The 22,520-nt window shown below is 57.9% G+C and carries 24 protein-coding genes; 17 read left to right on the forward strand and 7 right to left on the reverse strand.

The annotated features are described in order from the left end of the window. Positions 1-28 precede the first annotated feature (28 nt). On the reverse strand, positions 29-991 hold the full coding sequence (ubiA, locus tag AC2FFB_RS05750; RefSeq protein WP_496676706.1) for a 4-hydroxybenzoate octaprenyltransferase: 963 nt from the start codon (positions 989-991) through the stop codon (positions 29-31). Positions 992-1,003: 12 nt separating this feature from the next. On the opposite strand from ubiA, the gene AC2FFB_RS05755 reads away from it, so the two are divergent. The 11 genes from AC2FFB_RS05755 (at position 1,004) to AC2FFB_RS05805 (ending at position 12,006) form a co-directional block, all read left to right on the forward strand. Further along, positions 1,004-1,729 carry a 16S rRNA (uracil(1498)-N(3))-methyltransferase gene (locus AC2FFB_RS05755; RefSeq protein WP_271948572.1) on the forward strand — a complete coding sequence of 242 codons (726 nt, stop codon included), beginning with the start codon at positions 1,004-1,006 and terminating at the stop codon, positions 1,727-1,729. Then, positions 1,726-2,574, forward strand: a complete 849-nt coding sequence (locus AC2FFB_RS05760) for a GNAT family N-acetyltransferase (RefSeq protein WP_496693532.1) — start codon at positions 1,726-1,728, stop codon at positions 2,572-2,574. Before AC2FFB_RS05755 ends, AC2FFB_RS05760 begins: the two co-directional genes overlap by 4 nt. After that, the gene (locus AC2FFB_RS05765; protein WP_496701825.1) at positions 2,571-3,098 is read left to right on the forward strand and encodes a hypothetical protein; all 528 of its coding nucleotides are present in this window, start codon (positions 2,571-2,573) and stop codon (positions 3,096-3,098) included. Before AC2FFB_RS05760 ends, AC2FFB_RS05765 begins: the two co-directional genes overlap by 4 nt. Before the next feature lie 65 nt (positions 3,099-3,163). Then, positions 3,164-4,534: a glutamate--cysteine ligase gene (locus tag AC2FFB_RS05770; RefSeq protein ID WP_496696530.1), complete on the forward strand. Its 1,371-nt coding sequence runs from the start codon at positions 3,164-3,166 to the stop codon at positions 4,532-4,534. A 70-nt stretch (positions 4,535-4,604) separates the two neighbouring features. Beyond that, positions 4,605-5,678: a phenylalanine--tRNA ligase subunit alpha gene (gene pheS, locus AC2FFB_RS05775; RefSeq protein ID WP_496874645.1), complete on the forward strand. Its 1,074-nt coding sequence runs from the start codon at positions 4,605-4,607 to the stop codon at positions 5,676-5,678. Next, the gene (locus tag AC2FFB_RS05780) at positions 5,675-6,253 is read left to right on the forward strand and encodes a hypothetical protein (RefSeq protein ID WP_496874646.1); all 579 of its coding nucleotides are present in this window, start codon (positions 5,675-5,677) and stop codon (positions 6,251-6,253) included. The genes pheS and AC2FFB_RS05780 overlap by 4 nt, the downstream gene beginning before the upstream one ends. 269 nt (positions 6,254-6,522) lie before the next feature. Continuing rightward, positions 6,523-7,314: a CE1 family esterase gene (locus AC2FFB_RS05785; protein WP_496874647.1), complete on the forward strand. Its 792-nt coding sequence runs from the start codon at positions 6,523-6,525 to the stop codon at positions 7,312-7,314. Between the two features lie 66 nt (positions 7,315-7,380). Continuing rightward, on the forward strand, positions 7,381-7,788 hold the full coding sequence (locus AC2FFB_RS05790) for a cupin domain-containing protein (protein ID WP_271948559.1): 408 nt from the start codon (positions 7,381-7,383) through the stop codon (positions 7,786-7,788). Positions 7,789-7,873: 85 nt separating this feature from the next. Then, positions 7,874-10,270, forward strand: a complete 2,397-nt coding sequence (gene pheT / locus AC2FFB_RS05795) for a phenylalanine--tRNA ligase subunit beta (RefSeq protein WP_496874648.1) — start codon at positions 7,874-7,876, stop codon at positions 10,268-10,270. A 263-nt stretch (positions 10,271-10,533) separates the two neighbouring features. Further along, positions 10,534-11,493, forward strand: a complete 960-nt coding sequence (locus AC2FFB_RS05800; RefSeq protein ID WP_496712301.1) for a hypothetical protein — start codon at positions 10,534-10,536, stop codon at positions 11,491-11,493. Between the two features lie 63 nt (positions 11,494-11,556). Further along, the gene (locus AC2FFB_RS05805; RefSeq protein ID WP_271948554.1) at positions 11,557-12,006 is read left to right on the forward strand and encodes a YtoQ family protein; all 450 of its coding nucleotides are present in this window, start codon (positions 11,557-11,559) and stop codon (positions 12,004-12,006) included. A gap of 36 nt (positions 12,007-12,042) precedes the next feature. On the opposite strand, the gene AC2FFB_RS05810 is transcribed toward AC2FFB_RS05805, so the two are convergent. Continuing rightward, entirely contained in the window at positions 12,043-12,741 is a 699-nt protein-coding gene (locus tag AC2FFB_RS05810) for a glutathione S-transferase family protein (protein WP_281972595.1), read from the reverse strand. A 134-nt stretch (positions 12,742-12,875) separates the two neighbouring features. Between AC2FFB_RS05810 and mscL the strand changes: the two genes are divergently transcribed. Continuing rightward, positions 12,876-13,304 (forward strand): large conductance mechanosensitive channel protein MscL, encoded by a 429-nt coding sequence (gene mscL / locus AC2FFB_RS05815; RefSeq protein WP_142635318.1) that lies wholly within the window; start codon positions 12,876-12,878, stop codon positions 13,302-13,304. A gap of 98 nt (positions 13,305-13,402) precedes the next feature. Then, positions 13,403-14,212, forward strand: coding sequence for a mechanosensitive ion channel family protein (locus AC2FFB_RS05820; protein WP_246097177.1), 810 nt, complete (start codon positions 13,403-13,405; stop codon positions 14,210-14,212). Positions 14,213-14,381: 169 nt separating this feature from the next. Here AC2FFB_RS05820 and ald read toward each other — a convergent pair whose 3' ends face one another. Then, complete coding sequence (gene ald / locus AC2FFB_RS05825) at positions 14,382-15,500, reverse strand: alanine dehydrogenase (RefSeq protein WP_271948547.1); 1,119 nt, start codon at positions 15,498-15,500, stop codon at positions 14,382-14,384. A gap of 136 nt (positions 15,501-15,636) precedes the next feature. On the opposite strand from ald, the gene AC2FFB_RS05830 reads away from it, so the two are divergent. After that, a complete protein-coding gene (locus AC2FFB_RS05830) occupies positions 15,637-16,095 on the forward strand; it encodes an Lrp/AsnC family transcriptional regulator (protein ID WP_142635322.1) in 459 nt (152 codons plus the stop codon). 1 nt (position 16,096) lies between these two features. Here AC2FFB_RS05830 and AC2FFB_RS05835 read toward each other — a convergent pair whose 3' ends face one another. Continuing rightward, positions 16,097-16,936, reverse strand: a complete 840-nt coding sequence (locus tag AC2FFB_RS05835; RefSeq protein WP_496693538.1) for a CPBP family intramembrane glutamic endopeptidase — start codon at positions 16,934-16,936, stop codon at positions 16,097-16,099. A 276-nt stretch (positions 16,937-17,212) separates the two neighbouring features. Between AC2FFB_RS05835 and ppk2 the strand changes: the two genes are divergently transcribed. Then, positions 17,213-18,130, forward strand: coding sequence for a polyphosphate kinase 2 (gene ppk2 / locus AC2FFB_RS05840; protein WP_496689073.1), 918 nt, complete (start codon positions 17,213-17,215; stop codon positions 18,128-18,130). A gap of 58 nt (positions 18,131-18,188) precedes the next feature. Here ppk2 and AC2FFB_RS05845 read toward each other — a convergent pair whose 3' ends face one another. Further along, on the reverse strand, positions 18,189-19,316 hold the full coding sequence (locus AC2FFB_RS05845) for a CAP domain-containing protein (RefSeq protein ID WP_282021660.1): 1,128 nt from the start codon (positions 19,314-19,316) through the stop codon (positions 18,189-18,191). Positions 19,317-19,583: 267 nt separating this feature from the next. Next, on the reverse strand, positions 19,584-19,790 hold the full coding sequence (gene rpsU / locus AC2FFB_RS05850; protein WP_005614280.1) for a 30S ribosomal protein S21: 207 nt from the start codon (positions 19,788-19,790) through the stop codon (positions 19,584-19,586). 111 nt (positions 19,791-19,901) lie between these two features. Here rpsU and AC2FFB_RS05855 point away from each other — a divergent pair, with 111 nt between their 5' ends. Then, complete coding sequence (locus AC2FFB_RS05855; RefSeq protein ID WP_496712291.1) at positions 19,902-20,594, forward strand: COQ9 family protein; 693 nt, start codon at positions 19,902-19,904, stop codon at positions 20,592-20,594. Positions 20,595-20,656: 62 nt separating this feature from the next. After that, entirely contained in the window at positions 20,657-21,643 is a 987-nt protein-coding gene (locus tag AC2FFB_RS05860) for an NAD(P)H-quinone oxidoreductase (RefSeq protein WP_496693541.1), read from the forward strand. 9 nt (positions 21,644-21,652) lie between these two features. Here AC2FFB_RS05860 and AC2FFB_RS05865 read toward each other — a convergent pair whose 3' ends face one another. Further along, positions 21,653-22,510, reverse strand: a complete 858-nt coding sequence (locus AC2FFB_RS05865) for a DUF2189 domain-containing protein (RefSeq protein ID WP_496693542.1) — start codon at positions 22,508-22,510, stop codon at positions 21,653-21,655. Between the last annotated feature and the right edge of the window lie 10 nt (positions 22,511-22,520).

Raw genomic sequence — 22,520 nt, forward strand, 5'->3', positions numbered from 1 at the left:
TCTTACAGAGGCCCGCGCCGAGGTGCAATCAGAGCAACCCAGCAATGCAAAGGAAGATCAGCGGAATAAGGCCGGTATCCCGGTTGGCCCGGAAAAGCTGCAGCAATTTGGCGTTGTCTTCGGTGTCCAGCCCGCGCAGTTGCCACGTCATATGCCACCCCATTGCCCAAGGTCCCGCCAGTGCAACGAACATGGCTGTAATCGGCTCCTGCCCTGTCATGGCGTCGATAATGGCCAGCGCCATCAGGGATACGGTTGCGGCCAGAAAATACTTCAACCACCGCGCGGTATCTGCGCCGAACAGGCGGGCGGTGGATTTGATACCGATCAGCTCGTCATCTTCGGCGTCCTGATGCGCATAGATCGTATCATAGAACAGCGTCCAGGCGATGCCACCCAGGTACAGAGTGATCGCCGGCCCGCCGACCGTTCCGGTATGCGCGGCCCAGGTCAGCAGGATGCCCCAGTTGAAGGCCAGTCCCAGAAATACCTGTGGCCACCAGGTGAACCTTTTGGCGAAGGGGTAGACAGCGACGGGCAACAGGGACAGCACGCCCATGGCGATGGCGGCCTGGTTGAAACTCAGCAGAACCAACAATGCCAGCAGGCATTGCAGCACCATCCAGATCGCGGCCTGCCGAACACTGACCTGCCCAGAAGGGATCGGGCGCGACCGGGTCCGTTCCACTTTTGCATCAAAGTCGCGGTCCGAAATGTCATTCCAAGTGCAGCCCGCGCCGCGCATCAAAAAGGCACCGATGGCACAACCGATGGCGATCCAGAGGTCCTCCCACCGCGGGGTGCCGTCGCTGAGGATGGCCAGCGTCAGTCCCCACCAGCAGGGGATCAGCAGCAGCCATGTGCCGATAGGCCGATCAGCCCGGCTCAGCCGCAGGTAAGGGCGCGAGAATTCCGGCGCATAGGTGTCGACCCAGTTGCCGCTGACCGCATCAGCGACCTGACCGTCTGGTGTTGGCGCATTGCCTTGCATATGTAAGGTCTCATGAGTGCAAAGATCAGACTGTATGTAGAGCACCCTTTGGGTCCGGGGCAATCGGTAGAATTGACGCGCGAGCAGGCACATTACCTGTTCGGTGTCATGCGCCTGGCTGTGGGGGGGCAGGTTGCCTTGTTTAACGGACAGGACGGAGAATGGCAGGCCGAAGTGGCCGAAGCGGGAAAGCGTGGCGGTGTACTGACCTGTGTCGAACAGACCAAACCGCTGCAACGGCCACCTGACCTGTGGTTCCTGTTCGCCCCGATCAAAAAGGCACGCACCGATTTCATCGTTGAAAAGGCGGCGGAAATGGGTGCGGCGCGGATCATGCCGGTGCAGACAGAATTCACCAATTCCGAACGTATCCGTCAGGACCGCTTGCAAGCCCACGCGGTCGAGGCCGCCGAGCAATGCGGCGGTACCTTCGTGCCCGAGGTCGCCGATCTGCAGCGGCTGGACCGAGTTCTGGATGGCTGGCCCGAGGGGCGTCAACTGATGTTTTGTAACGAGGCCGAGGTCGGCTCGGCCCTGCGCCTGGCGGCGCATGAAAAGGGGTTGCCATGGGCGATCCTTATCGGACCCGAGGGCGGCTTTTCCCAACGTGAACGTGCCCGCCTGACCGCCTTACCCTATGCCCATGTCGTCAGTCTTGGCCCGCGTATCCTGCGCGCGGATACTGCAGCCGTTGCGGCTCTGACCATGTGGCAGCAGGCGCTGGGGGACTGGTCATGATTTGGCGTCTCGCGCAGGAGGCGGATGTACCGAAGATCGACCAGTTTCTAATGCGCCACATTCAGACGTCGATGTTCCCCTTGGCCAATCTGCGTGATTTTGGATTGCGGGGCACGGACCGACGTGCCGTTAATATCTGGGTGTTGGGCGACGATCCCCGTGCGGCGTTCTCCATCACGAATGAGGGCATGGTTTTACCGCAATGTCCCGATTGCACAGATGAAGAACTGGCCGCTGCGATTGATCTGATCCGGGGGCGTGCCTTGTTCGGAATGGCGGCTGAGGCAACACAGGCCCGCCGGATCATGCGTCTTGCGGGGTGGGAGGATCGGCCGGCAACGCTGAACAGCGATGAACCGGGTTTCACGCTGGATTTGGAACAGCTTGCTATTCCGGATGCCACAAGCGCAGAATTGGTGCCTTTAGGTGCGTTTGATCGTGAAATCGTCGAAAGGTGGCGGTCTGACTACCTGATCGAAGCAATGGAATTCAATTCGTCACGAGCGCAAAAACAGTCTGGCTTGGATTGCGACGCCTATACCGCACGTGATTCTCATCGTGTGTTGCTGGTCGACGATCGGCCTGTCGCCATGACTGGTTTTAACGCGTGCTTGCAAGAAGTCGTGCAGATTGGTGGGGTCTTTACACCTCGTGAAATGCGCGGCCGTGGATATGCGCGTCTGGCCGTCGCGCTGCATCTGGAGGAGGCGCGCCGTACGGGTGCGAAACGCGCGGTTTTGTTTGCGGCTTCCGATTCCGCTGCGCGTGCTTATATCGGTATCGGTTTTCAATCCGCGGGGCAGTACTCGCTCATCCTGTTCATAAACCCAGAGGATACCGCATGAGTTTCATCCGACCCGAAGCGAAACTGGCCCTGTGGCGCTGGCGCGAAGTGCTGGTTGCCGGTGTCATTCTGTTGGTTGGCCTCAGCTGGATCAGCGGCCCGGGTGGGTTGCTGGGCTGGTTGGGCTGGGTTTTGGTGGCGGTGTCGCTTGCACTGGCCGTGATCGGGGTTCAGCGCTCCAGGTTTCGCACCGGCGTCGGTGGCCCCGGAGTTGTGACCATCGACGAAGGCCAGATATCCTATTTTGGCCCGCTGGACGGTGGCATGGTCGCGACGCGGGAAATCGAACGGTTGGCGTTGGACCCATCCTCGAATCCGGCGCATTGGGTGTTGGAACAGCCTGGCCAGCCGACACTTCACATTCCTGTGAATGCCGAAGGGGCCGAAGCGCTGTTTGACGTGTTCTCGGCGCTGCCGGGGTTGAAAACAGAACATATGTTGTCGGAATTGAACGGTGGGGCCGTCCATCCCGTAGTAATTTGGGAGCGTCAGCCGATGCGCCCTGCGCATATGCGGTTGCATTGACACCGCCGTCGTTTGCGACCACGACTGACCAACAAGACAGACACATCAGGATCGGAGCACGGTTCATGTCCATCCCCCAGTCCGGCGGCGGACCGATCGAACGCCACGAGCAACTTGCCGAATATCTGGAAGCGGGCTGCAAGCCCAAAGCCGATTGGCGTATCGGAACCGAACATGAAAAGTTCGGCTATTGTAAAGACTCACTGAAACCGCTGCCATTCGAAGGCACGCGGTCGATTGTGGCTGTGCTTGAAGGGCTGCGCGACCGGCACGGCTGGGCCGAGGTGCGCGAAGCGGGCCACCTGATCGGCCTGGAAAAAGACGGCGCCAATGTCAGCCTTGAACCGGGCGGTGCACTAGAGCTGTCGGGCGCGCCGTTGGAGACGATCCACGAGACCTGCGACGAGGTGAACACCCACCTGCGCGAGGTTAAGGATATCGCTGATGAAATCGGCGTGGGCTTTATAGGTCTGGGCGCGGCCCCGATCTGGACCCATGAGCAGATGCCTCTGATGCCCAAAGGCCGTTATCGGCTGATGAACGATTACATGGAAAAAGTAGGCTCCATGGGCCGCGCCATGATGCGGCGCACTTGCACGGTTCAGGTCAATATCGACTTTGGGTCCGAGGCAGACATGGTGCAGAAACTGCGCGTGGCGCTGGCTTTGCAGCCTGTGGCGACTGCGCTGTTCGCCAATTCGCCCTTCTTTGAGGGCAAGCCCAACGGCCAGAAAAGCTGGCGCAGCCATATCTGGCGGCACCTGGACGATGCGCGCACCGGCATGCTGCCCTTCGTGTTCGAAGAGGGCTTTGGGTTCGAGCGCTACGTGCAATACGCGTTGGATGTGCCGATGTACTTTGTCTATCGCGATGGCCAGTATATCAACGCGCTGGGCATGTCCTTCCGCGATTTCCTGCAGGGCAAACTGCCCGCGCTGCCGGGTGAAACACCTACCCTGTCCGATTGGGCCGATCACCTGACCACCGCCTTCCCCGAGGCGCGGATCAAGAAATTCATGGAGATGCGCGGCGCAGATGGTGGCCCGTGGCGGCGTCTGTGTGCGCTGCCTGCCTTCTGGGTTGGCCTGACCTATGATCAGGGCGCGCTGGATGCGGCCTGGGATCTGGTCAAGGGCTGGGATGCTGAAACGCGCGAGGAACTGCGCGTTCAGGCAGCCGTCAATGGCCTGCAGGCGCGGGTTGGCGACATCAACATGCATGATCTTGCCCGCGAAGTGGTTGCGATCTCGGAAAGTGGTCTCAAGGCCCGGGCCTATCCCGGCGCAGGTGGTCTGGTTCCCGATGAGACGCATTTCCTGAACGCGCTGAAGGAAAGCCTCGATACCGGCAAGGTTCCGGCGGATGAGTTGCTGGAACACTACAATGGTGACTGGAACGGCGATCTGACCCGAATTTATCCCGAATACAGCTATTGACCCACCGGGTCCCGCTTGCATTCGCGGGGCGGGGCCGATAGCAGGTTGGCGACCAAATTCAGAGGGCGTCATGGACGATCTTAAGGCAAAATATCTGGGGCAGATCGCCGAGGCGGGCGATGAGAACGCGCTTGAGGCGATCCGCGTCGCCGCCGTGGGCAAAAAAGGTGAAGTTGCGCTGAAGATGCGCGAGCTGGGCAAGATGACCCCCGAGGAACGTCAGGTCGCAGGCCCCGCGCTGAACGCCCTGAAGGATGAGATCAACTCGGCCCTAGCCGCCAAGAAAGCCGGTCTTGCCGATGCCGCGCTGGACGAACGTCTACGGACCGAATGGCTGGACGTTACCCTGCCGACCCGCGCGCGCCGCCAAGGCTCGATCCACCCGGTCAGCCAGGCGACCGAGGAGCTGACCGCGATCTTTGCCGAACTGGGTTTCTCGGTGGCCGAAGGGCCGCGGATTGAGACCGATTGGCACAATTTCGACGCGCTAAACATCCCCGGCCACCACCCCGCGCGGGCCGAGATGGACACGTTCTATATGCACCGTGCCGGGGGCGACGAGCGCCCGCCGCACGTGCTGCGCACGCATACATCGCCCGTCCAGATCCGCTCGATGGAGCTGCAGGGCGCGCCGATCCGCATCATTTGTCCGGGCGGCGTTTACCGCGCCGATTATGATCAGACCCACACGCCGATGTTCCATCAGGTCGAAGGGCTGGCCATCGACAAAGACATCTCGATGGCGAACCTGAAATGGGTTCTGGAAGAGTTCGTGAAAGCGTTCTTCGAGGTCGACGATGTTGAGCTGCGCTTCCGCGCCTCGCATTTCCCCTTCACCGAGCCATCGGCCGAGGTCGATATCCGCTGTTCTTGGGATAACGGCCAGCTGAAGATCGGCGAGGGCGACGACTGGATGGAGATTCTGGGCTCGGGCATGGTCCACCCCAAGGTGATCGCCGCCGGTGGGATTGATCCGGACGTCTATCAGGGCTTTGCCTTTGGCATCGGTATCGACCGTCTGGCGATGCTGAAATACGGCATTCCTGATTTGCGGGCGTTCTTTGATAGCGACCTGCGGTGGCTGAGGCACTACGGCTTCGCGGCGTTGGATATGCCGAACCTGCATGGTGGTTTGTCTCGGTGACAGATGCCATCAGCACGGCCTTTGAAGGTTGGTCATGGCTGGACATAGTGCAAACGACTCTGCCACCGTTTACAGCGCTTTTAGGTGCTATTTGGGTGTTTTTTGTTCAGAGGAAATCGGACCGAGAACAGCATCTGAGGGAAAAAAGGTCTCTTATCTACGCCGAATACCTTTCAGTATTGATGGATCGCAATGTCGGGATGGCTTCAATTCCTGTTGAGAGTTTTGTTGAGTACGTCGAAAAACTAACCAACCTACATAGTTTGATAGTCTTAACGGCCCCGAAAGACGTCGTTCATGCATCCAAGACCATGTTTGGCGAAGCGCTGGTAAGAGGCATGGAAAAGGCAAATGCGAAAAGGTCAGGTCAGCCTATTGAGGCTGACAAGAGTGTTATGGAAGTCTTTGCTGCAAACAAAAGTACTGTAGACGAGTTCAATGAAAAAAATCGGGAATACGCAACTGCCTATCAGAAATTGGTTATGGCAATGCGATGTGATTTGGTTGCTGGTACCGCTGTAGACGATCTTTCAGCTGATCAGGTTTTTTGCAAAGGCGGTTCTGAGCTAGTCTAGGGGCGCGGAGCAAAGGCCGACAGGCCGCCGCGCTATAGGTCGTTCATTAAGGCGCCATTGGTTCAAGCCTAATGGACGACACCGCCCGCACGGGCTGGCGATTTGTCTTCGTTAGCGCAACGCTCGAACTGTGCGCGGATTTGGCAGAGATAAAGTGCCTTACACAGTCTTGGGATCGCCATCCTTCGGTCTGGCGATAGCGCTGCTTTCGCTGAATTCCCACGGCGTTGTGACGTGACTTCGTGCACGGGGCGGGTAGGCTCCGAGTTATGTTTCGGATTCTGACCTGCCTGTTTCTTCTTCTCCCGCTCCAAGCTGCAGCAAATGGTTGCCATGGCGACACAGCCTGCCCGCTGGGCGACCGTTCCTATCATGTGCTTGAACCCGATGGCTGGGACGGCGAAACCCTTCTGCCGGTATTGCTGCACTTCCATGGTTGGGCGCGGCAGGGGGATGTGGTGGTCAACCACGAAAGGATCGCAGGGGCCACCAAACTGCGCGGCGTGCTGCTGGTGGCCCCGAACGGGCGCGGCAAAAGCTGGGATTTCTGGACGTCCGACACTGATGACGTCCCCTTTGCGGATCGGGTGCTAGAGGATGTGGCGGCGCGCTATCCCATCGCCCCGGATCGCATCTATGTCTCGGGCTATTCCTATGGCGGCGCGATGGCGTGGCGCTATGTCTGTCAATCCGGCAATGATATTGCGGCCCTGCTGGCTGTGGCTGGCAGCATTCGCCAGACCGAGGACTGCCCGCAGGCCCCGCGTCAGGTGCGACATGTGCATGGGTTGGATGACACGGTGATGGATTTTCCCTTGGGGCCGGGCGGGGACACGACCTATCCGGTGGCGTTGTGGAAGGCGAAGTTCGATTGCAACGGTGCAACCCCGCGTGGCGATTGGAGCGTGAAGCCTTTCCTGACCCTCAGCCGCGTGGAGTGGACTGATTGCGCGGAGGGGCAGGTCACGTTGGACACGCATCCGGGCGGGCATTTCATCCCGCATGGCTGGATCGGCTGGCAGTTGGATGAGCTGGCCGGGCGCACACCAGCCTATCCCTGACCCGTTTGACAGCCCCCTACATCCGGGGTCATCTGCGCAGGCCATCTGACCAAGGAGCCTTGCCCGATGAAACCCCTGCTGGTGACCGCCGCGATCCTGACCGCAACCTCTGCCCTGGCGCGCGACGCCTATCCGCCTGTTGATGTGTTGGTGCAAACGGACAAGTCCGTGATCGGAGAGCCACTGGAATACCCGGACGGCATGCCGCAGATCACCATGGCCATCATCACCATGCAGCCGGGTCAGGTGACCGGTAGTCACCGGCATAATGCTCCGCTGATGGCCTATGTGCTGGAAGGGGAAATCACTGTCGATTACGGCGCGGCGGGGACAAAGACCTACAAAACCGGTGATGCCTTTGTCGAAGCGTTCCGATCCCCGCATGTGGGGGAGAATACGAGCGAAAACATCGCGCGGATTTTGGCGGTGTTTGCCGGATCGGACAGCGTCGCCAACACAGTTGCCGCACAGTAGGCGATCATGTGGCACACGGCCTCTTTCCCCTTGTCTGAATATCCGTTACACGCGGGCTGACCCAAGATTATGCGGAATACGACCGATGAAATTCACCCTTTCCTGGCTCAAGGATCACCTGGACACTGACGCGTCGGTCGATGAGATCGCCGAAACGCTGACCGATCTGGGGCTCGAAGTCGAAGAGATCGTCAATCCGGCGGACCGACTGGCGGGTTTTACGCTGGGAAAAGTGACCTATGCCGAACAGCACCCTGATGCCGACAAGCTGCGGGTCTGTACGGTTGCGACGGATGAGGGTGATCTGCAGATCATCTGCGGCGCGCCCAATGCGCGCGAAGGCATCACCGTCGTGGTCTGCAAACCGGGCATGTATATTCCGGGCCTGGACATCACCATCAGCGTCGGCAAGATCCGCGGTGTCGAGAGCTTTGGCATGATGGCCTCGGAGCGCGAGCTGGAGCTGTCGGAAGAGCATGACGGCATCATCGAGCTGCCCTCGGGTGAGGTCGGCGATCAGTTCGTTGACTGGCTGGCCGAGAATGATCCCGCAAAGGTCGATCCGATGATCGAGATTGCAATCACCCCGAACCGCCCCGATGCGTTGGGCGTCGCCGGGATCGCGCGCGATCTGGCGGCACGCGGGGTCGGCACGCTGAAAGAGCGCGACTATGTGCCGGTGCCGGGCGATTTCGTCAGCCCGATCAAGGTGACGATTGATGATGACACGCTGGACGGAGCACCGCATTTCACCGGACGTCTGATCAAAGATGTCAAGAACGGCCCCAGCCCGCAGTGGCTGCAGGATCAGTTGAAGGCGATCGGCCTGCGTCCGATCTCGGCCTTGGTGGATATCACCAACTATATGACCTTCGACCAAAACCGTCCGCTGCATGTCTTTGATGCGGACAAGGTTCAGGGCAACCTGCGCGTACATAGGGCCAAGGGCGGCGAAAAGCTGGTGGCGCTGGACGAAAAGGAATACACGCTGCAACCGGGCATGATGGTGATTTCGGACGACAACGGCCCGGAATCCATTGCAGGGATCATGGGCGGCGAAGAAACCGGCTGTACCGAGGATACCGTGAACGTCTTCCTCGAAAGCGCGTTCTGGGATCATGTGCAAATTGCACTGACAGGCCGGGCGTTGAAAATCAACTCGGATGCGCGGTACCGATTCGAGCGCGGCGTCGACCCGGAATACACGCTGGAAGGATTGGAACATGCAACGCAGATGATCCTGGATATCTGCGGTGGCGAGGTCTCTAAAGTAGTTGAGGCAGGCAAAGCACCAAACCATGCGCGATCCTACAAGTTGGACTCGGCCCGGGTGCAATCGCTGGTCGGGATGGTCATTCCCGAAAGCGAGCAGCGCCAGACCCTGACCCGTCTGGGTTTCCGCCTTGAAGGCGAGATGGCCCATGTCCCCAGCTGGCGCCCCGATGTCATGGGCGAGGCTGATCTGGTGGAAGAGGTCGCACGAATTGCCTCCCTGACCAAGCTTCAGGGCAAGCCGCTGCCGAGGGTCACTGATGGCATTCCGAAACCGGTTATGACTCCCACTCAGCGCCGCCAGTCGATGGCGCGCCGCACCTGTGCCGCATTGGGTTATAACGAATGCGTCAGCTATACATTCATTGATCAGACATCCGCAGCGCTGTTTGGCGGTGGCGATGAAGCGACGCAGTTGGAAAACCCGATTTCGTCCGAGATGAGCCATATGCGCCCCGATCTGCTGCCGGGGCTGTTGCAAGCGGCGGCCCGCAATCAGGCGCGCGGCTATGCAGATGTGGCGCTGTTTGAAGTTGGCCCAGTTTTTCACGACGGCGAGCCAGGCGATCAGAAAATCCAGATTACCGGCCTGCTGGTCGGTCGCGACGGCCCCAAGGATGTGCATAGCGCCACACGCCCGGCGGATGTGTTCGACGCCAAGGCAGATGCCGAGGCCGTTTTGGCCGCCATCGGCGCACCCGCCAAGGTTCAGATCCTACGCGAGGGCGACGCCTGGTGGCATCCGGGCCGGCACGGCAAAATTTGTCTGGGTCCGAAAAAGGTACTGGGCGTTTTCGGCGAGTTGCATCCGCGTGTGTTGCAGGCGATGGACATCAAGGGCCCGGCGGTGGCTTTCACTATCTGGCCGGATGAGGTGCCTCTTCCGCGTAAATCCGGGGCGACCCGCGCGGCGCTGGAGCTGCGCGATCTGCAGGCGGTCGAGCGTGACTTTGCCTTTGTCGTCGATGAAGGCGTCGAGGCACTGACGCTGGTGAATGCCGCTGCCGGGGCCGACAAGGCGCTGATCGAGGATGTGCGCGTCTTTGATGAATTCATTGGCGGCAGCCTGGGTGAGGGCAAGAAATCTCTGGCCATCACCGTTCGGCTGCAGCCAACAGATGTGACCCTGAAAGAAAAAGACATCGAAGCGGTGGCCGAGAAGATCATCGCCAAGGTTTCCAAGGCAACGGGCGGCGTTCTGCGCGGCTAACGCGACCGTAATCCAAATGCAAAGCGCGCCCTTCGGCGCGCTTTTCTCGTTTCTCAGACGCCAGTGTTGCCGTGCTGCAACGTCCCTGCGTCCTGAAAATCCAGGGGTTGAGTGGAATCACCCCCTGGCCGTAAGTCCAGCCCCCTGATGCAATCACAATCCGGAGTCTGCCAGATGCCAGATCCCAGCCTCGCAAAAGCAATGCCCAAACCCTGATTGCCCGCCAACTGACCGGCGGGCCTGTTTCCCGTTGGAGAGTTGTCATGAAACGCCAAGACATCTCGATGATCCGGCAGATTCTGCCGGAAGAGATGCCATTCTACTATTATACCGATCGGCAAAGCCCCTGGTTGCTGTGCCAGTCGATGGAGGCCGAAATGTCGGTTTCGGATCTAAAGCAATCGGGGCTGTCCCGTTTGCTGGCGCGTCCTTTGCTGAAACCCATGATCGCGCGGTGCGGCGGGGTTTTGCGGCGGCACGATGTGCTGGCCGTGGCCCATGCGGATCGCGCCGTGCGTCTGAAGGGGCTAAGCCCTGCGGCGTTCCATGGTTTAGAAGCGGTCTATCAGTCCGAATGGCTGGATTTCTGCCTGAGCTTTGAGCGCTGGTCTGATGAACAAACCACGCGCAAGGCGCATAACCTTGTGGTGCAGTTGGGCTTCCCGACCGAGCATGCCGAGCTGTTGTGGAAATTCGAACAGCGCGCGGCGGCGGGTGCGTTCCAAAGCTGTTGGCACCCGGTACGCACGCATGGCCGTCCGACTCTGGCCTGGTGCCGCTTGGATATAGATTTAACAAGTGGCTATTGTCTGATTGAAGAAATTCAGTCCGACTGGTTGCGCTTTGTCGGCCATGCCCGGCGTCGACTGCAATGCCGGGCGCCCCGGTCGCGTGAGTTGCGTTTGACGCGTGAATACGAGCAGGCGCTGCAGCAGAAATGCGCGAAAATATGGGCCGAGGTCATGATGTTGGCAGTGTTGGTGCTGCTGCGCGACGAATTCGCCATTCGCGAAGTCTGGATGCACCAGCCAGAACCGGGCGCGCAGCTGAAAGGGATCACCTGGGGACGGTTGCCGCCTCGGTCGATCTATACCCGTTTGCCCCGCAGTTTCGGGTTCGAGCCAACATCCGAGATGCCGGGGTTTCTGGGAAGCAAGCAGCGCAGCGCGGCCCGTAAGGCAGTTCCCAACGGGCAGCCGGTGTTTTGGCGGCTGGCTTTCTGAGCCCCCCCTTGGGTCAGGTCCATTTTGTCTTTAGGGTCGCCAATAAAATCAAAGGAGAAATCAATGGGCCTGAACGTCTACCTGTCCGGAGAGATACACACCGACTGGCGCGAGCAGATCATTGACGGGGCGAAAGGGTTGGACATTTCGTTCAACAGCCCTGTCACGGTTCACGAAGCCAGCGACGATTGCGGCGTTGCAATTTTGGGGTCCGAGCCAAACAAGTATTGGCATGACCACAAGGGTGCGATGGTCAATGCGATCCGAACCCGCAAGGGCATTTCAGACGCGGATGTCGTGGTCGTCCGCTTTGGCGATCAATACAAGCAATGGAACGCAGCCTTTGACGCGGGATATGCGGCGGCTTTGGGCAAGTCGATCATCGTAGTGCACGGGCCAGATCATCAGCACGCGTTGAAAGAGGTTGATGCAGCTGCCCTGGCTGTTGCTGAACATCCCTCGCAGGTGGTGGATGTGCTGCGGTATGTTTTGACGGGTAAGCTTCCAAGCTAAATGGATGGGGTGAGGTATTGCCTCACCCCACACGTGTTAACCTGGGGAAGGAATCTGCAGCCCGCGCTGAACGGCGGGACGCGCAAGAAACCGATCAAGATAAGATTGGAGATTTGAGTACTCATCCCAGCCAACAATGTCTCGGGCACCATAAAAATCCAACCCGCGCAGCCAGGGGACGATTGCAATGTCGGCGATCGAGTAATCCCCGGCGATCCATTCCTGGCCATCAAGTTGATTGTTCACGACATTCAACAGCCGCTTTGCCTCGTTGAGATAGCGCTCACGGGGGCGCGGATCTTCGATCTCTTTCCCGGCGAATTTGTGGAAAAAGCCAAGTTGCCCAAGCATGGGACCAATTCCACCCATCTGGAACATGAGCCATTGGGTAATGCGATGTCCGTCGCTTTGTGTCTGGCCCATGAATTTCCCTGACTTCTCGGCCAGATACAACAGGATCGCACCGCTTTCAAACAGGCCCAGGGGATGTCCATCAGGACCGTTCGGGTCAATGATTGCAGGGATTTTGTTGTTTGGGTTCAGCGACAGGAACTCGGAGCTTTTGACATCCGCATCCGCAAGCGTGACCAGATGTGCCTCGTAGGGCAGGCCGGTTTCCTCAAGCATGATCGAGGCTTTGACGCCATTAGGCGTCGGATAAGAATAGAGCTGAATGACCGAAGGGTCTTTGGCGGGCCATTTGTCTGTAATGGAATAAGACGCAAAATGTGTCATGGGGTCTCCTGAATAAGCCGATTGGGGAAAAATAGTTACGATTTCCCATAAAAACATACATTTTATAGTGCAATTAGCGCACAGTTGCCGTGCGTTTAGGCGCATAAAAATGACAACAGGGAAAGAGGGAAGTTATGTTCCAGGAGTTCAAGACATTCATTGCCAAAGGCAATGTCATGGATATGGCGGTGGGTATCATCATTGGAGCCGCATTTACCGCAATTGTTACGTCGCTTGTTGGTGATCTGATCAATCCATTGATTGGCCTGTTTACGGGTGGGGTTGATTTCACCAACAACTACTCCGTTCTGGCCGGTGATGTCGCCGAAGGGGCGAGCCTGGAAGCGGCGCGGGAAACCGGTGCTTCTGTTTTTGCATATGGTGCGTTCATAATGGCGATCATCAACTTTCTGATCATCGCCTGGGTGGTTTTCATGCTGGTCAAAATGGTGAACCGGGTCAAAGAGGCGGCAGAAGAGGAAGCACCGGCGGAAGAAGAAGCGCCAGCCGGGCCAAGCGAGCTGGACATCCTGATGGAAATCCGCGACGCACTGAAAAAGTGACTCCTGCAGTTACGGCAGAAGAGGAGCCCACCAGATAGGTGGGATTCAATTAACGATCTGAAAGCAGAAGGAAACCCGAATTGGAGCAGACGATGGAAATGGCAAATCAAGCCATGGATATGGCAAACGGCTATGTGCCAATCTTGATGAGTGCGGGCAAGGCTCTGATTGTTCTGATATTGGGCTGGATTGCGGCAGGAATGATCGCTGGGGTTGTTCGCCGCCGTATCAACAAAACGCCCCATATTGATCCGACGCTGGGCAATTTTGCCGCCAGCATGATCAAATGGGCCATTCTGGCCATGGTAATTGTGGCTGTTCTGGGCATCTTCGGGATCGAAGCAACCAGTATCGTTGCCATTTTGGGCGCTGCTTCGCTGGCCATTGGCCTGGCGCTGCAGGGTACACTTAGTGATCTGGCAGCAGGCGTGATGTTGGTTGTCTTCCGGCCGTATAAGCTTGGCCAATATGTCGACATCGGCGGAACAGCCGGAACTGTCAAAGATCTGAATCTGTTCACGACCGAACTCGTGACCCCCGACAATGTGCAGATCATTGTACCCAATGGCCAGGCTTGGGGGTCAGTTATCACCAACTACTCGGCACACGAGACGCGTCGTGTAGATTTGGTGTTTGGTATCGACTATGGCGATAGCGCGGATGAGGCGATGAAAATCATTCTGGACCTCGCAATGGCTGACGGGCGCATCCACGGCGATCCCGAGCCCTGGGTGCGGGTCACAAATCTGGGGGACAGCTCGGTCGATCTGACGGTGCGCTTGTGGTGTGCCGCTGTCGATTATTGGGATGTCAAATTTGAAATGACCAAAGCAGTCAAAGAAGCGTTTGATGCAAAAGGCGTTTCGATACCATACCCGCATTCGGTCGAGATCCAGAAACAGGGATGATGCTCCCGCCCGTCGCTCGGGCATTGAAATACCCTCCTCCGGTTGGGCCCGGCGCCGCGCTAATCGCGCGGCGTCGTTGTTTTTGGTGCCCCGTTCAACGCTGTGAACAGGTCACGCCGCTTCGAAGAGGCGGCGCTATGCCCAACGCTTCAGGGGTTGGAGGCTTCCGTCAGGATTTGATGACGACGTTGGGGGATACCACGTCAATCCCAAGCGCTTTGCCAACCGCATAATAGGTGAGTTGGCCGGCGTGAACGTTCAAGCCAGCCAGCAGGTGCGGATCATCCTGACAGGCCTGTTTCCATCCTTTATCCGCCAGTGCTAGCATGAACGGCATTGTGGCGTTGCCCAGTGCTATTGTTGATGTTCTTGCAACCGCGCCGGGCATGTTGGCCACGCAGTAATGCATGACGCCGTCAACTTCATAGATCGGGTCCGCATGGGTTGTGGCCTTTGAGGTTTCAAAACAGCCGCCCTGGTCGATGGCAACATCCACAAGAACCGCGCCGGGTTTCATGGTGGACAGCTGCGCGCGCGTCACCAGTTTCGGCGCTGCAGCACCCGGAATCAGCACAGCGCCAATCACCATGTCGGCTGTCTGGATCAACTCCGCGGTCGCACCTGCAGTTGAATACTGGTTCTTGAACTGACCGCCGAACACGTCGTCCAGATAACGCAGCCGGGGCAGAGACCGGTCCAGTACCGTCACATCCGCGCCCATACCTGCAGCGATCTTGGCGGCATGGGTACCGACGACGCCCCCACCGATAACCACAACTTTTGCTGGACCAACGCCGGGGACGCCACCCATCAGCACTCCGCGGCCGCCATTCGCCTTTTGCAGCGTCCAGGATCCGACCTGTGGTGCCAGACGGCCCGCAACCTCGGACATGGGTGCAAGCAGGGGCAGACCTCCATTTGCATCGGTCACTGTCTCATAGGCGATAGCCGTACAGCCCGATTCCAGCAGGTCATGGGTCTGATCCGGATCCGGGGCCAGATGCAGGTAGGTGAACAAAAGCTGCCCTTCACGCAGCATCTTGCGTTCGCCCGCCTGGGGTTCTTTGACTTTGACAATCATCTCTGCGGTGGCAAAAACTTCTTCTGCACTGTCCACGATGCGGGCACCTGCGGCGACGTAATCATCGTTGTCAAACCCGGCGCCAATGCCAGCTCCGTTTTCGATTATCACGTCATGGCCACGAGACACCGCCTCTTGTGCGGCGTTGGGCGTCATGCCGACACGGAATTCCTGCGGCTTGATTTCTTTGGGGCAACCGATTTTCATTAGGTCTCTCCGTTCCTAAACTGCCTAAATAATGGGCGGTTTCGGGTGCAATTTCTGTGAAACTCTGCCCGCATTCCGGCTTTTCTTCGGGAAAATCTTCGCTACAATGGGTAAAACCCGCAAAGGAATTGCGTGGATGAGCCTTGATACGACAGATAGAAAGATTTTGGCTGCCTTGCAGCGGAATGGTCGTATGTCGAATGCTGAATTGTCCGAGCAGGTGAATTTGTCGCCTTCGGCCTGCCATAGGCGGGTACAGAGGCTTGAGGCCGATGGCTATATCCGCAACTACGTTGCCTTGTTGGACGCGCGCAAGATGAATGTGCCAACAACGGTGTTTGTCGAGATCACCTTGCAGGGCCAGGCCGAGGAAGTACTGGAGGCCTTCGAAAAAGCTGTTGCGCGGATCCCGGATGTTTTGGAATGCCACCTGATGGCAGGAACTGCGGATTACATCCTGAAGGTCGTTGCCGAAAACACCGAGGATTTCGCCCGCATCCATCGCCAATATCTGTCTCGACTTCCAGGCGTGGCGCAGATGCAAAGTTCATTCGCGCTTCGGACTGTGTTCAAGACGACGGCGTTGCCGGTTTAACCTAGGCTGGGCCGGGATAGGTGAAAATCACCAGATGCGCCGCGTTAAAGGCGAAATGCATCAGAACCGGAACCCAAAGCCGTCCTGTCGCGTAATATCCCAGGCCACATGCCGCGCCAAGAAGGGCTGCAAAGACAACCAATGCAGGTCCACCTGCAAAATGTGCAAGCCCGAAAAGCAGGCTGGTCGCAGCAATCCCCGCAGCAGCCCCCAGGCGTTCGGAAAGTGCTGATTGCAGATAGCCACGGAAAAAGGCCTCTTCCGTGAGGCAGGTCAGAAACAGGTTGGAAAGTGCAAAGATCATCCACCAATGGGGAAGGGTGAACTCTGGCCGGATGGCACCGACTGAGAGGCCCAGTAGAAACAGGGCCGGCAATGCGACCAGCCCGACCGCCAGCGGCGATTTGCGTATATACGCTACTCCATCATTCATGCGTGGCCAGGCCAGAAGGACGGCGAACAGGATCAGAGGCTTGTCCAGGTTCAGGTACATCGTGAAATCGGTGCTGCCCGGACCGGCATGAACCCGGTCCAGTACCAGTAGGTTATGAAAGCCCGGAACCAGATGTGCGCCCATGGCCAGGCACCACAGGATCAAGGCGATATGTCCAACAAAGGAAAACGCACCGTTCAAACCGCGTAGCATCAACGCTCCGGTAAGACCTGCTGACGCAATAGCTGCGGCAAAGGGCGTGACCAGACCCAAGGTCAGAGCAATCAGGCCAAAACAGGTCAGCAGAACGAACCCCAAAGACCATTTCCCTGAAACAGCGCATATCTGCGCGGCGATCAGGATAAACCAGGGCCAAACAACCGGCAGAACAGATATGAAATGCGCCACGGCCCCTCTCTGAAATGACCTGTGCTTTGATGCCCTCAGAACACTCGGGCTGGCAAGTCATGTTAACAGGCTTCATACAAGCTGAAGTAGGGGTGGCTCTGGCGATTGAATGATCCAGCCGAGCGGAAATGCCAAGTTTCCGAATTCCTGGGGCAGTGATCTTGCTGACCCCGGCAGATAAGCTTAGAAAAGGGCTTTCATCTACCTCTGTGATGACATCAGGCGGTTACACGCGCCTGATAGGGTCCTGACCCGTTAATTGATAAGGAGCAGACCTTGACCGACGAATTTAACCATGCACCAAAAGACTGGCTCGAAGCCGAGTTGGAAGACGCGCTGGACGAAGATTTTGAGATCGAATTCAGCGAGCCCATGCTGTCGGTGGAAGTGCGGAAGATCTACAAGGATCAGCATCCCGACATGCTGGATCGCAAGGTCTATTTCCGTAACTTGCTGCGACTTCAGGCTGAACTGATCAAGGTGCAGGACTGGGTGCAACATACCGGTGCCAAGGTCTGTATCCTGTTTGAAGGCCGGGACAGTGCTGGCAAGGGTGGGGTGATTAAGCGGATTACGCAGCGCCTGAATCCGCGTGTTGCCCGGGTGGTTGCTCTGCCGGCGCCCAGTCGTCGTGAGCAGAGCCAGTGGTATTTCCAGCGTTACGTCCCGCATCTGCCCGCCGCCGGTGAGATCGTTCTATTCGATCGGTCCTGGTATAACCGTGCCGGGGTCGAAAGGGTGATGGGGTTTGCCAGCAAAGATCAGGTTGATCAGTTCTTTCAGGACGTTCCCGAATTCGAACGGATGTTGGTTCGATCCGGGATCATCTTGCTGAAATACTGGTTCTCGATCACGGATGAGGAACAGCAGCTGCGATTCCTTATGCGGATTCACGATCCTATGAAACAGTGGAAACTGTCCCCAATGGATCTGGAATCCCGTATCCGCTGGGAGGCCTATACCAAAGCCAAAGAGGACATGCTGTTCCGTACCAACATCCGAGAGGCGCCCTGGTACATCGTCGAAGGCAACGACAAAAAGCGTGAGCGCCTGAACTGTATTGAGCATCTTCTGACCAAGATCCCCTATACGGATGTACCGCAGGAAAAAGTTGATCTCCCGGATCGCAAATATAATCCGGAATACGAACGGCGTGTTTTGCCGGACGAGCTGTACGTGCCCAAGATTTACTGATCACGAAAAACGCCCCCGGATTCCGGGGGCGTGGCTTTAGTTTTCGCTTGTCCGGCCTTCAGAACACAAAGTCGTCTCTGGCCAGGTCCGATAACAAGGTATCTTCTAGTGTCAGGGTGTGGCCGTTACCGGCATCGATGATGACGTCATTTCCGGATTGCGAAATGTGGTTCTTCATCAGATCGTTATACCCAACGATAGACTTGGCCTGCCGGAGGTTGACGATATCCTCGTCGGTGAAATCCGTCACAGTATCCGCGCCCTTGGTGAAGTAGAATTGATCCACTCCGGTGCCACCGGTCATGACATCTGCGCCATTGCCGCCAATCAGTTTGTCGTTGCCCGCGCCGCCGACAAGAATGTCGTTGCCCCCTCCGCCTTTAAGCACATCTTTTCCGCCGCCACCGTCCAGCTGGTCAATGCCATAGCCGCCTTTCAGAAGGTCTTTGCCATCACCCCCATTCAGGTCGTCATTATCAGCACCGCCAACCAGAGTGTCATTTCCGCCTTCGCCGTTCAGGGTGTCGTCGCCGGAGCGGCCAAGCAGCTTATCTCGGCCGCCGCCGCCAACCAGGATATCATCACCGCCGCGCCCATCCAAAAGGCCAGCCTGTCCGGATTTCAAAACGAACCAGTCATCCGCAGCAGTGCCGATCTTGCCAGCCCTGACGTCCAACTGCCCCGAGGGCGGTGGAGGTGTGGAACCACCGGAACCACCCGAACTGCTGGTATCAAGCTGCAAAGGCGCAGAGGTCCGTGCAAAGTTCTGGGTCACCATGATGGCGTTCCAGCCGTCATAGTTTCCGACCTCAATCCCAATTCCGATAACGGTCACGTTGGCGTCCAGAATATTCGCGCGATGGCCGGAACTGTTCATCAGGCTGTTGTGCAGATCCTGAACGTCATCCGACAGCCCCGGCGCACCGCGGACACTCTGCCATGCGATGTTTTCAGTCGCACGCCAGCTTCCGGAGAATTCGAAGCCCGCATCTTCCATTCTGTCCGATGGTCGCGAACCTCCGGCGCCGGTATGGCTGAACTTATCGACGTTCAGCATCCACTCGCTGTGATCTTCCGCCGCTGCGTTCAGCCGAAGCTCAAGCTTGACCGGTTGTAAGCCCGCCTTTGCCCGCTCTGCATTGATCAATGCGAGCATCTGCCGCTCTAGATCGCTGGCCGTTGACATGATTCTGCCTCCAATAGATTGCGTTATTTTGGCGGGACATTAGTGGCGAGAACTTGGCGACGAGAAGACACAATCGTGCCGCTCGGGGTTGGTGGGCAGATCGCCACCGGAAGTTGAATCTGAGTTCGCGATTTATCGCGCATTGACGCGGGGTTGCGTCAGCCAGTCGCGAAAAAGCGCGCAACGTCACCCTGAAAACGACAAACCCCCGGGCGATGCCTCGGGGGTCGTCAAATAGTGTCATCCAAAACTGGACGAGGAAGGTGCTTAGAGCAAACCTTCGCGCTGTGCTTTCTTACGTGCCAGTTTACGGGCACGGCGGATCGCTTCAGCTTTCTCGCGCGCTTTTTTCTCGGACGGTTTCTCGAAATGTTGCTTAAGCTTCATTTCGCGGAACACGCCTTCGCGCTGCAGCTTTTTCTTCAGGGCACGAAGCGCCTGATCGACGTTATTGTCGCGAACACTAACCTGCATGTGGTTGTCACCACCTTTCTAGATAGAGTTGCAAGGAAATTGCAGGAATTGGCCGTATAGCAAAGCGCCTCTATCTTGTCTAGTACTGGTCCTGATAACCGGAGAACCGCCATGACCACCACCTATGAAGACGCCAAGCAGCAGCTTTTGGATGCGATGCTGACACATGTTCCCTTCGATGGCTGGTCGGAAACCAGCTTTCGCGCGGCGATTGAAGAATGTGGAATGGATGACGTTCTGGTGCGGGCGATTTGTCCGCGTGGTGCCGTTGACCTGGCGTTGGCATTTCATGCGCGCGGGGACGCGGTGATGGCAGATCGCCTTAAAACTGAGGATTTGGGCGATATCAAATTCCGTGACCGGATCGCTGCTGCCGTCCGGTTCCGGCTGCAGGCCGTGCCGGATAAGGAACTCGTGCGCCGGGGTATGACCATGTTTTCGCTGCCAAGCCACGCGGCTGATGGCGCAAGGGCAGTATGGCAAACCTGTGATCTGATCTGGGACACGTTGGGAGATACTTCGGACGACGTGAACTGGTACACCAAGCGGGCGACATTGTCGGGGGTCTATTCCTCGACCCTGTTGTTCTGGTTGGGGGATGATTCGCCCGGGAATCAGAAAACGTGGGAGTTTCTGGACCGTCGTATCGACAATGTCATGCAGTTCGAAAAGCTTAAGGGGCAGGTGAGGGACAATCCTCTGTTCAGACCGTTTCTTGCTGTTCCGAATTGGTTGGCCGGGCAGGTTAAAGCTCCGGCTAAAACCCACGGCACGCTTCCCGGATTCCTGACACCGCGCAAGTAGTCCTCTTGCTACTGGGCCTTGGCGTTTCAGCCTGCTAGGCATTGGCCAAAGGAGATCTACCCATGACTCAGATGATGCGCGCCGTTGAAATCGCCGAACCCGGCGGTCCGGATGTTCTGCAACTGACAGAACGCCCGATGCCCCAAGCTTTGGCCGGTCAAGTGATCCTCAAAGTCGCCTATGCGGGGGTGAACCGCCCGGACGCTCTGCAGCGCGCCGGTGCCTATAATCCACCTCCGGGTGCCAGTGATCTGCCGGGTCTTGAGGCCGCGGGTGAGGTCGTGGCCATCGGGGCGGGGGTCGAAGACCTATCCGTTGGCGATCAGGTCTGTGCCTTGCTGCCGGGCGGCGGCTATGCCGAATATGTGGCCACACCTGCGGCGCATTGTTTGCCGGTGCCAGCGGGGATGGGCCTAAAAGAAGCCGCCTGCCTGCCCGAGACCTTCTTTACCGTCTGGTCCAACGTCTTTATGCGCGGCAGCCTGAAGGCCGGTGAGCGGTTTCTGGTGCATGGTGGTTCCAGTGGTATCGGCACAACGGCGATTCAGCTGGCGAACGCCTTTGGAGCGCGGGTTTTTGCTACTGCAGGCTCGGCTGAAAAATGTGAGGCCTGTGAAAAGCTGGGTGCCGAACAGGCGATCAACTACCGTGACGCGGATTTCGTAGCCGCGATGCGGGCCGAGGGCGGGGCGAACCTGATACTGGACATGGTGGGCGGCGACTATATCCCACGCAACGTCAAGGCGCTGGCCGAGGATGGTCGGCTGGTGCAGATAGCCTTCCTTCAGGGGCCCGTGGTCGAGCTGAATTTTGCGCTTATGATGGTCAAACGGCTGACCTTGACTGGCAGTACCCTGCGCCCGCAAAGCGATCTGGCCAAGGCAAAAATTGCTTCGGATCTGCACGAAGCGGTCTGGCCTTTGCTCGAGGCGGGAAAAGTTGCCCCTGTCATGGATAGTGAGTTTGATCTGGCTGATGCGGCGGCGGCCCATGCCCGGATGGAAAGCTCTGGCCATATTGGCAAGATTGTTCTGAAAGTTGCGGGATAAAGCTATGTTTCAGGCCACAGCACACCGATAGAGATGCCAGGTGGCGTGGCCCAGTACCGGCATCACGACGATCAGGCCCAGCAACATCGGGATCGCTCCGATGACCAGCAGCGCGGCAACGATGAATCCCCAGCTCAGGATGACGCCCGGATTGCGACGCAACACCCGTACGGATGTCACCACGGCGACCGGAACGCCCACTTTGCGGTCCAGCAGCAGCGGAAAGCTGACGACGCTGATTGCCAGGGCGACGAGGGCAAACAGAAACCCAACAGCATGCCCGAACAAGATCATGGTCCATCCAGCGGCGGTGGTGAACACTTGGGTTAGAAAGGCACCCAGCGACGCGGGCAGGTCAGGGCCGAGTGTCTGAACATAGATGCTCTGCGCGACCATCAGCCAGACCAGAAACAGCATGACCATGTAAAACGCCAAAGCCAGAATTGCACCCAGGGAAGGGGACCGGAACACGCCAAACGCATCCAGCCATCCAGCCTCGCCACCTTGTTCTCGTTTGCGGCTGATTTCGTACAGGCCAAGGGCGGCTAACGGACCCACAAGCGCAAAACCACCAACCAGCGGTGCCAGCAGTGGAACCATGTTTGTGTTCAGCCCAATTCCGAACATCAGAAAACCTGCGATCGGATAGATGAGCACCACGAATATCGCATCGGCCCTTGTATCCAGAAAATCGCTGTATCCTGCCCTCAGGCAGGCCCAAAGATCATCCATCGTCAGCGTACGAACCACTGGCAGGTGCCGTGTATCCGCGCTGCCGATATGGCTGATGTTTTCAGCTAGGTGATCCCCGGTTGCACCTATGTTCCGTGCCGCCCAGGTGATCGGATTGCCAATCGTTTTGTCCATTGCCGTCCCC

It is taken from the genome of Ruegeria sp. YTSA219 (genome assembly GCF_059609985.1).

Coding starts and splice junctions, on each gene's coding strand:
- AC2FFB_RS05770 (WP_496696530.1), top strand. CDS start 3,164: ATGTCCATCCCCCAGTCCGGCGGCGGACCGATCGAACGCCACGAGCAA.
- AC2FFB_RS05760 (WP_496693532.1), top strand. CDS start 1,726: ATGATTTGGCGTCTCGCGCAGGAGGCGGATGTACCGAAGATCGACCAG.
- AC2FFB_RS05820 (WP_246097177.1), top strand. CDS start 13,403: ATGGCAAATCAAGCCATGGATATGGCAAACGGCTATGTGCCAATCTTG.
- AC2FFB_RS05790 (WP_271948559.1), top strand. CDS start 7,381: ATGAAACCCCTGCTGGTGACCGCCGCGATCCTGACCGCAACCTCTGCC.
- AC2FFB_RS05865 (WP_496693542.1), bottom strand. CDS start 22,510: ATGGACAAAACGATTGGCAATCCGATCACCTGGGCGGCACGGAACATA.
- ubiA (WP_496676706.1), bottom strand. CDS start 991: ATGCAAGGCAATGCGCCAACACCAGACGGTCAGGTCGCTGATGCGGTC.
- AC2FFB_RS05785 (WP_496874647.1), top strand. CDS start 6,523: ATGTTTCGGATTCTGACCTGCCTGTTTCTTCTTCTCCCGCTCCAAGCT.
- AC2FFB_RS05830 (WP_142635322.1), top strand. CDS start 15,637: ATGAGCCTTGATACGACAGATAGAAAGATTTTGGCTGCCTTGCAGCGG.
- AC2FFB_RS05860 (WP_496693541.1), top strand. CDS start 20,657: ATGACTCAGATGATGCGCGCCGTTGAAATCGCCGAACCCGGCGGTCCG.
- AC2FFB_RS05800 (WP_496712301.1), top strand. CDS start 10,534: ATGAAACGCCAAGACATCTCGATGATCCGGCAGATTCTGCCGGAAGAG.
- AC2FFB_RS05855 (WP_496712291.1), top strand. CDS start 19,902: ATGACCACCACCTATGAAGACGCCAAGCAGCAGCTTTTGGATGCGATG.
- rpsU (WP_005614280.1), bottom strand. CDS start 19,790: ATGCAGGTTAGTGTTCGCGACAATAACGTCGATCAGGCGCTTCGTGCC.
- mscL (WP_142635318.1), top strand. CDS start 12,876: ATGTTCCAGGAGTTCAAGACATTCATTGCCAAAGGCAATGTCATGGAT.
- pheT (WP_496874648.1), top strand. CDS start 7,874: ATGAAATTCACCCTTTCCTGGCTCAAGGATCACCTGGACACTGACGCG.
- AC2FFB_RS05755 (WP_271948572.1), top strand. CDS start 1,004: ATGAGTGCAAAGATCAGACTGTATGTAGAGCACCCTTTGGGTCCGGGG.
- AC2FFB_RS05845 (WP_282021660.1), bottom strand. CDS start 19,316: ATGTCAACGGCCAGCGATCTAGAGCGGCAGATGCTCGCATTGATCAAT.
- AC2FFB_RS05810 (WP_281972595.1), bottom strand. CDS start 12,741: ATGACACATTTTGCGTCTTATTCCATTACAGACAAATGGCCCGCCAAA.
- ald (WP_271948547.1), bottom strand. CDS start 15,500: ATGAAAATCGGTTGCCCCAAAGAAATCAAGCCGCAGGAATTCCGTGTC.
- AC2FFB_RS05805 (WP_271948554.1), top strand. CDS start 11,557: ATGGGCCTGAACGTCTACCTGTCCGGAGAGATACACACCGACTGGCGC.
- pheS (WP_496874645.1), top strand. CDS start 4,605: ATGGACGATCTTAAGGCAAAATATCTGGGGCAGATCGCCGAGGCGGGC.
- AC2FFB_RS05765 (WP_496701825.1), top strand. CDS start 2,571: ATGAGTTTCATCCGACCCGAAGCGAAACTGGCCCTGTGGCGCTGGCGC.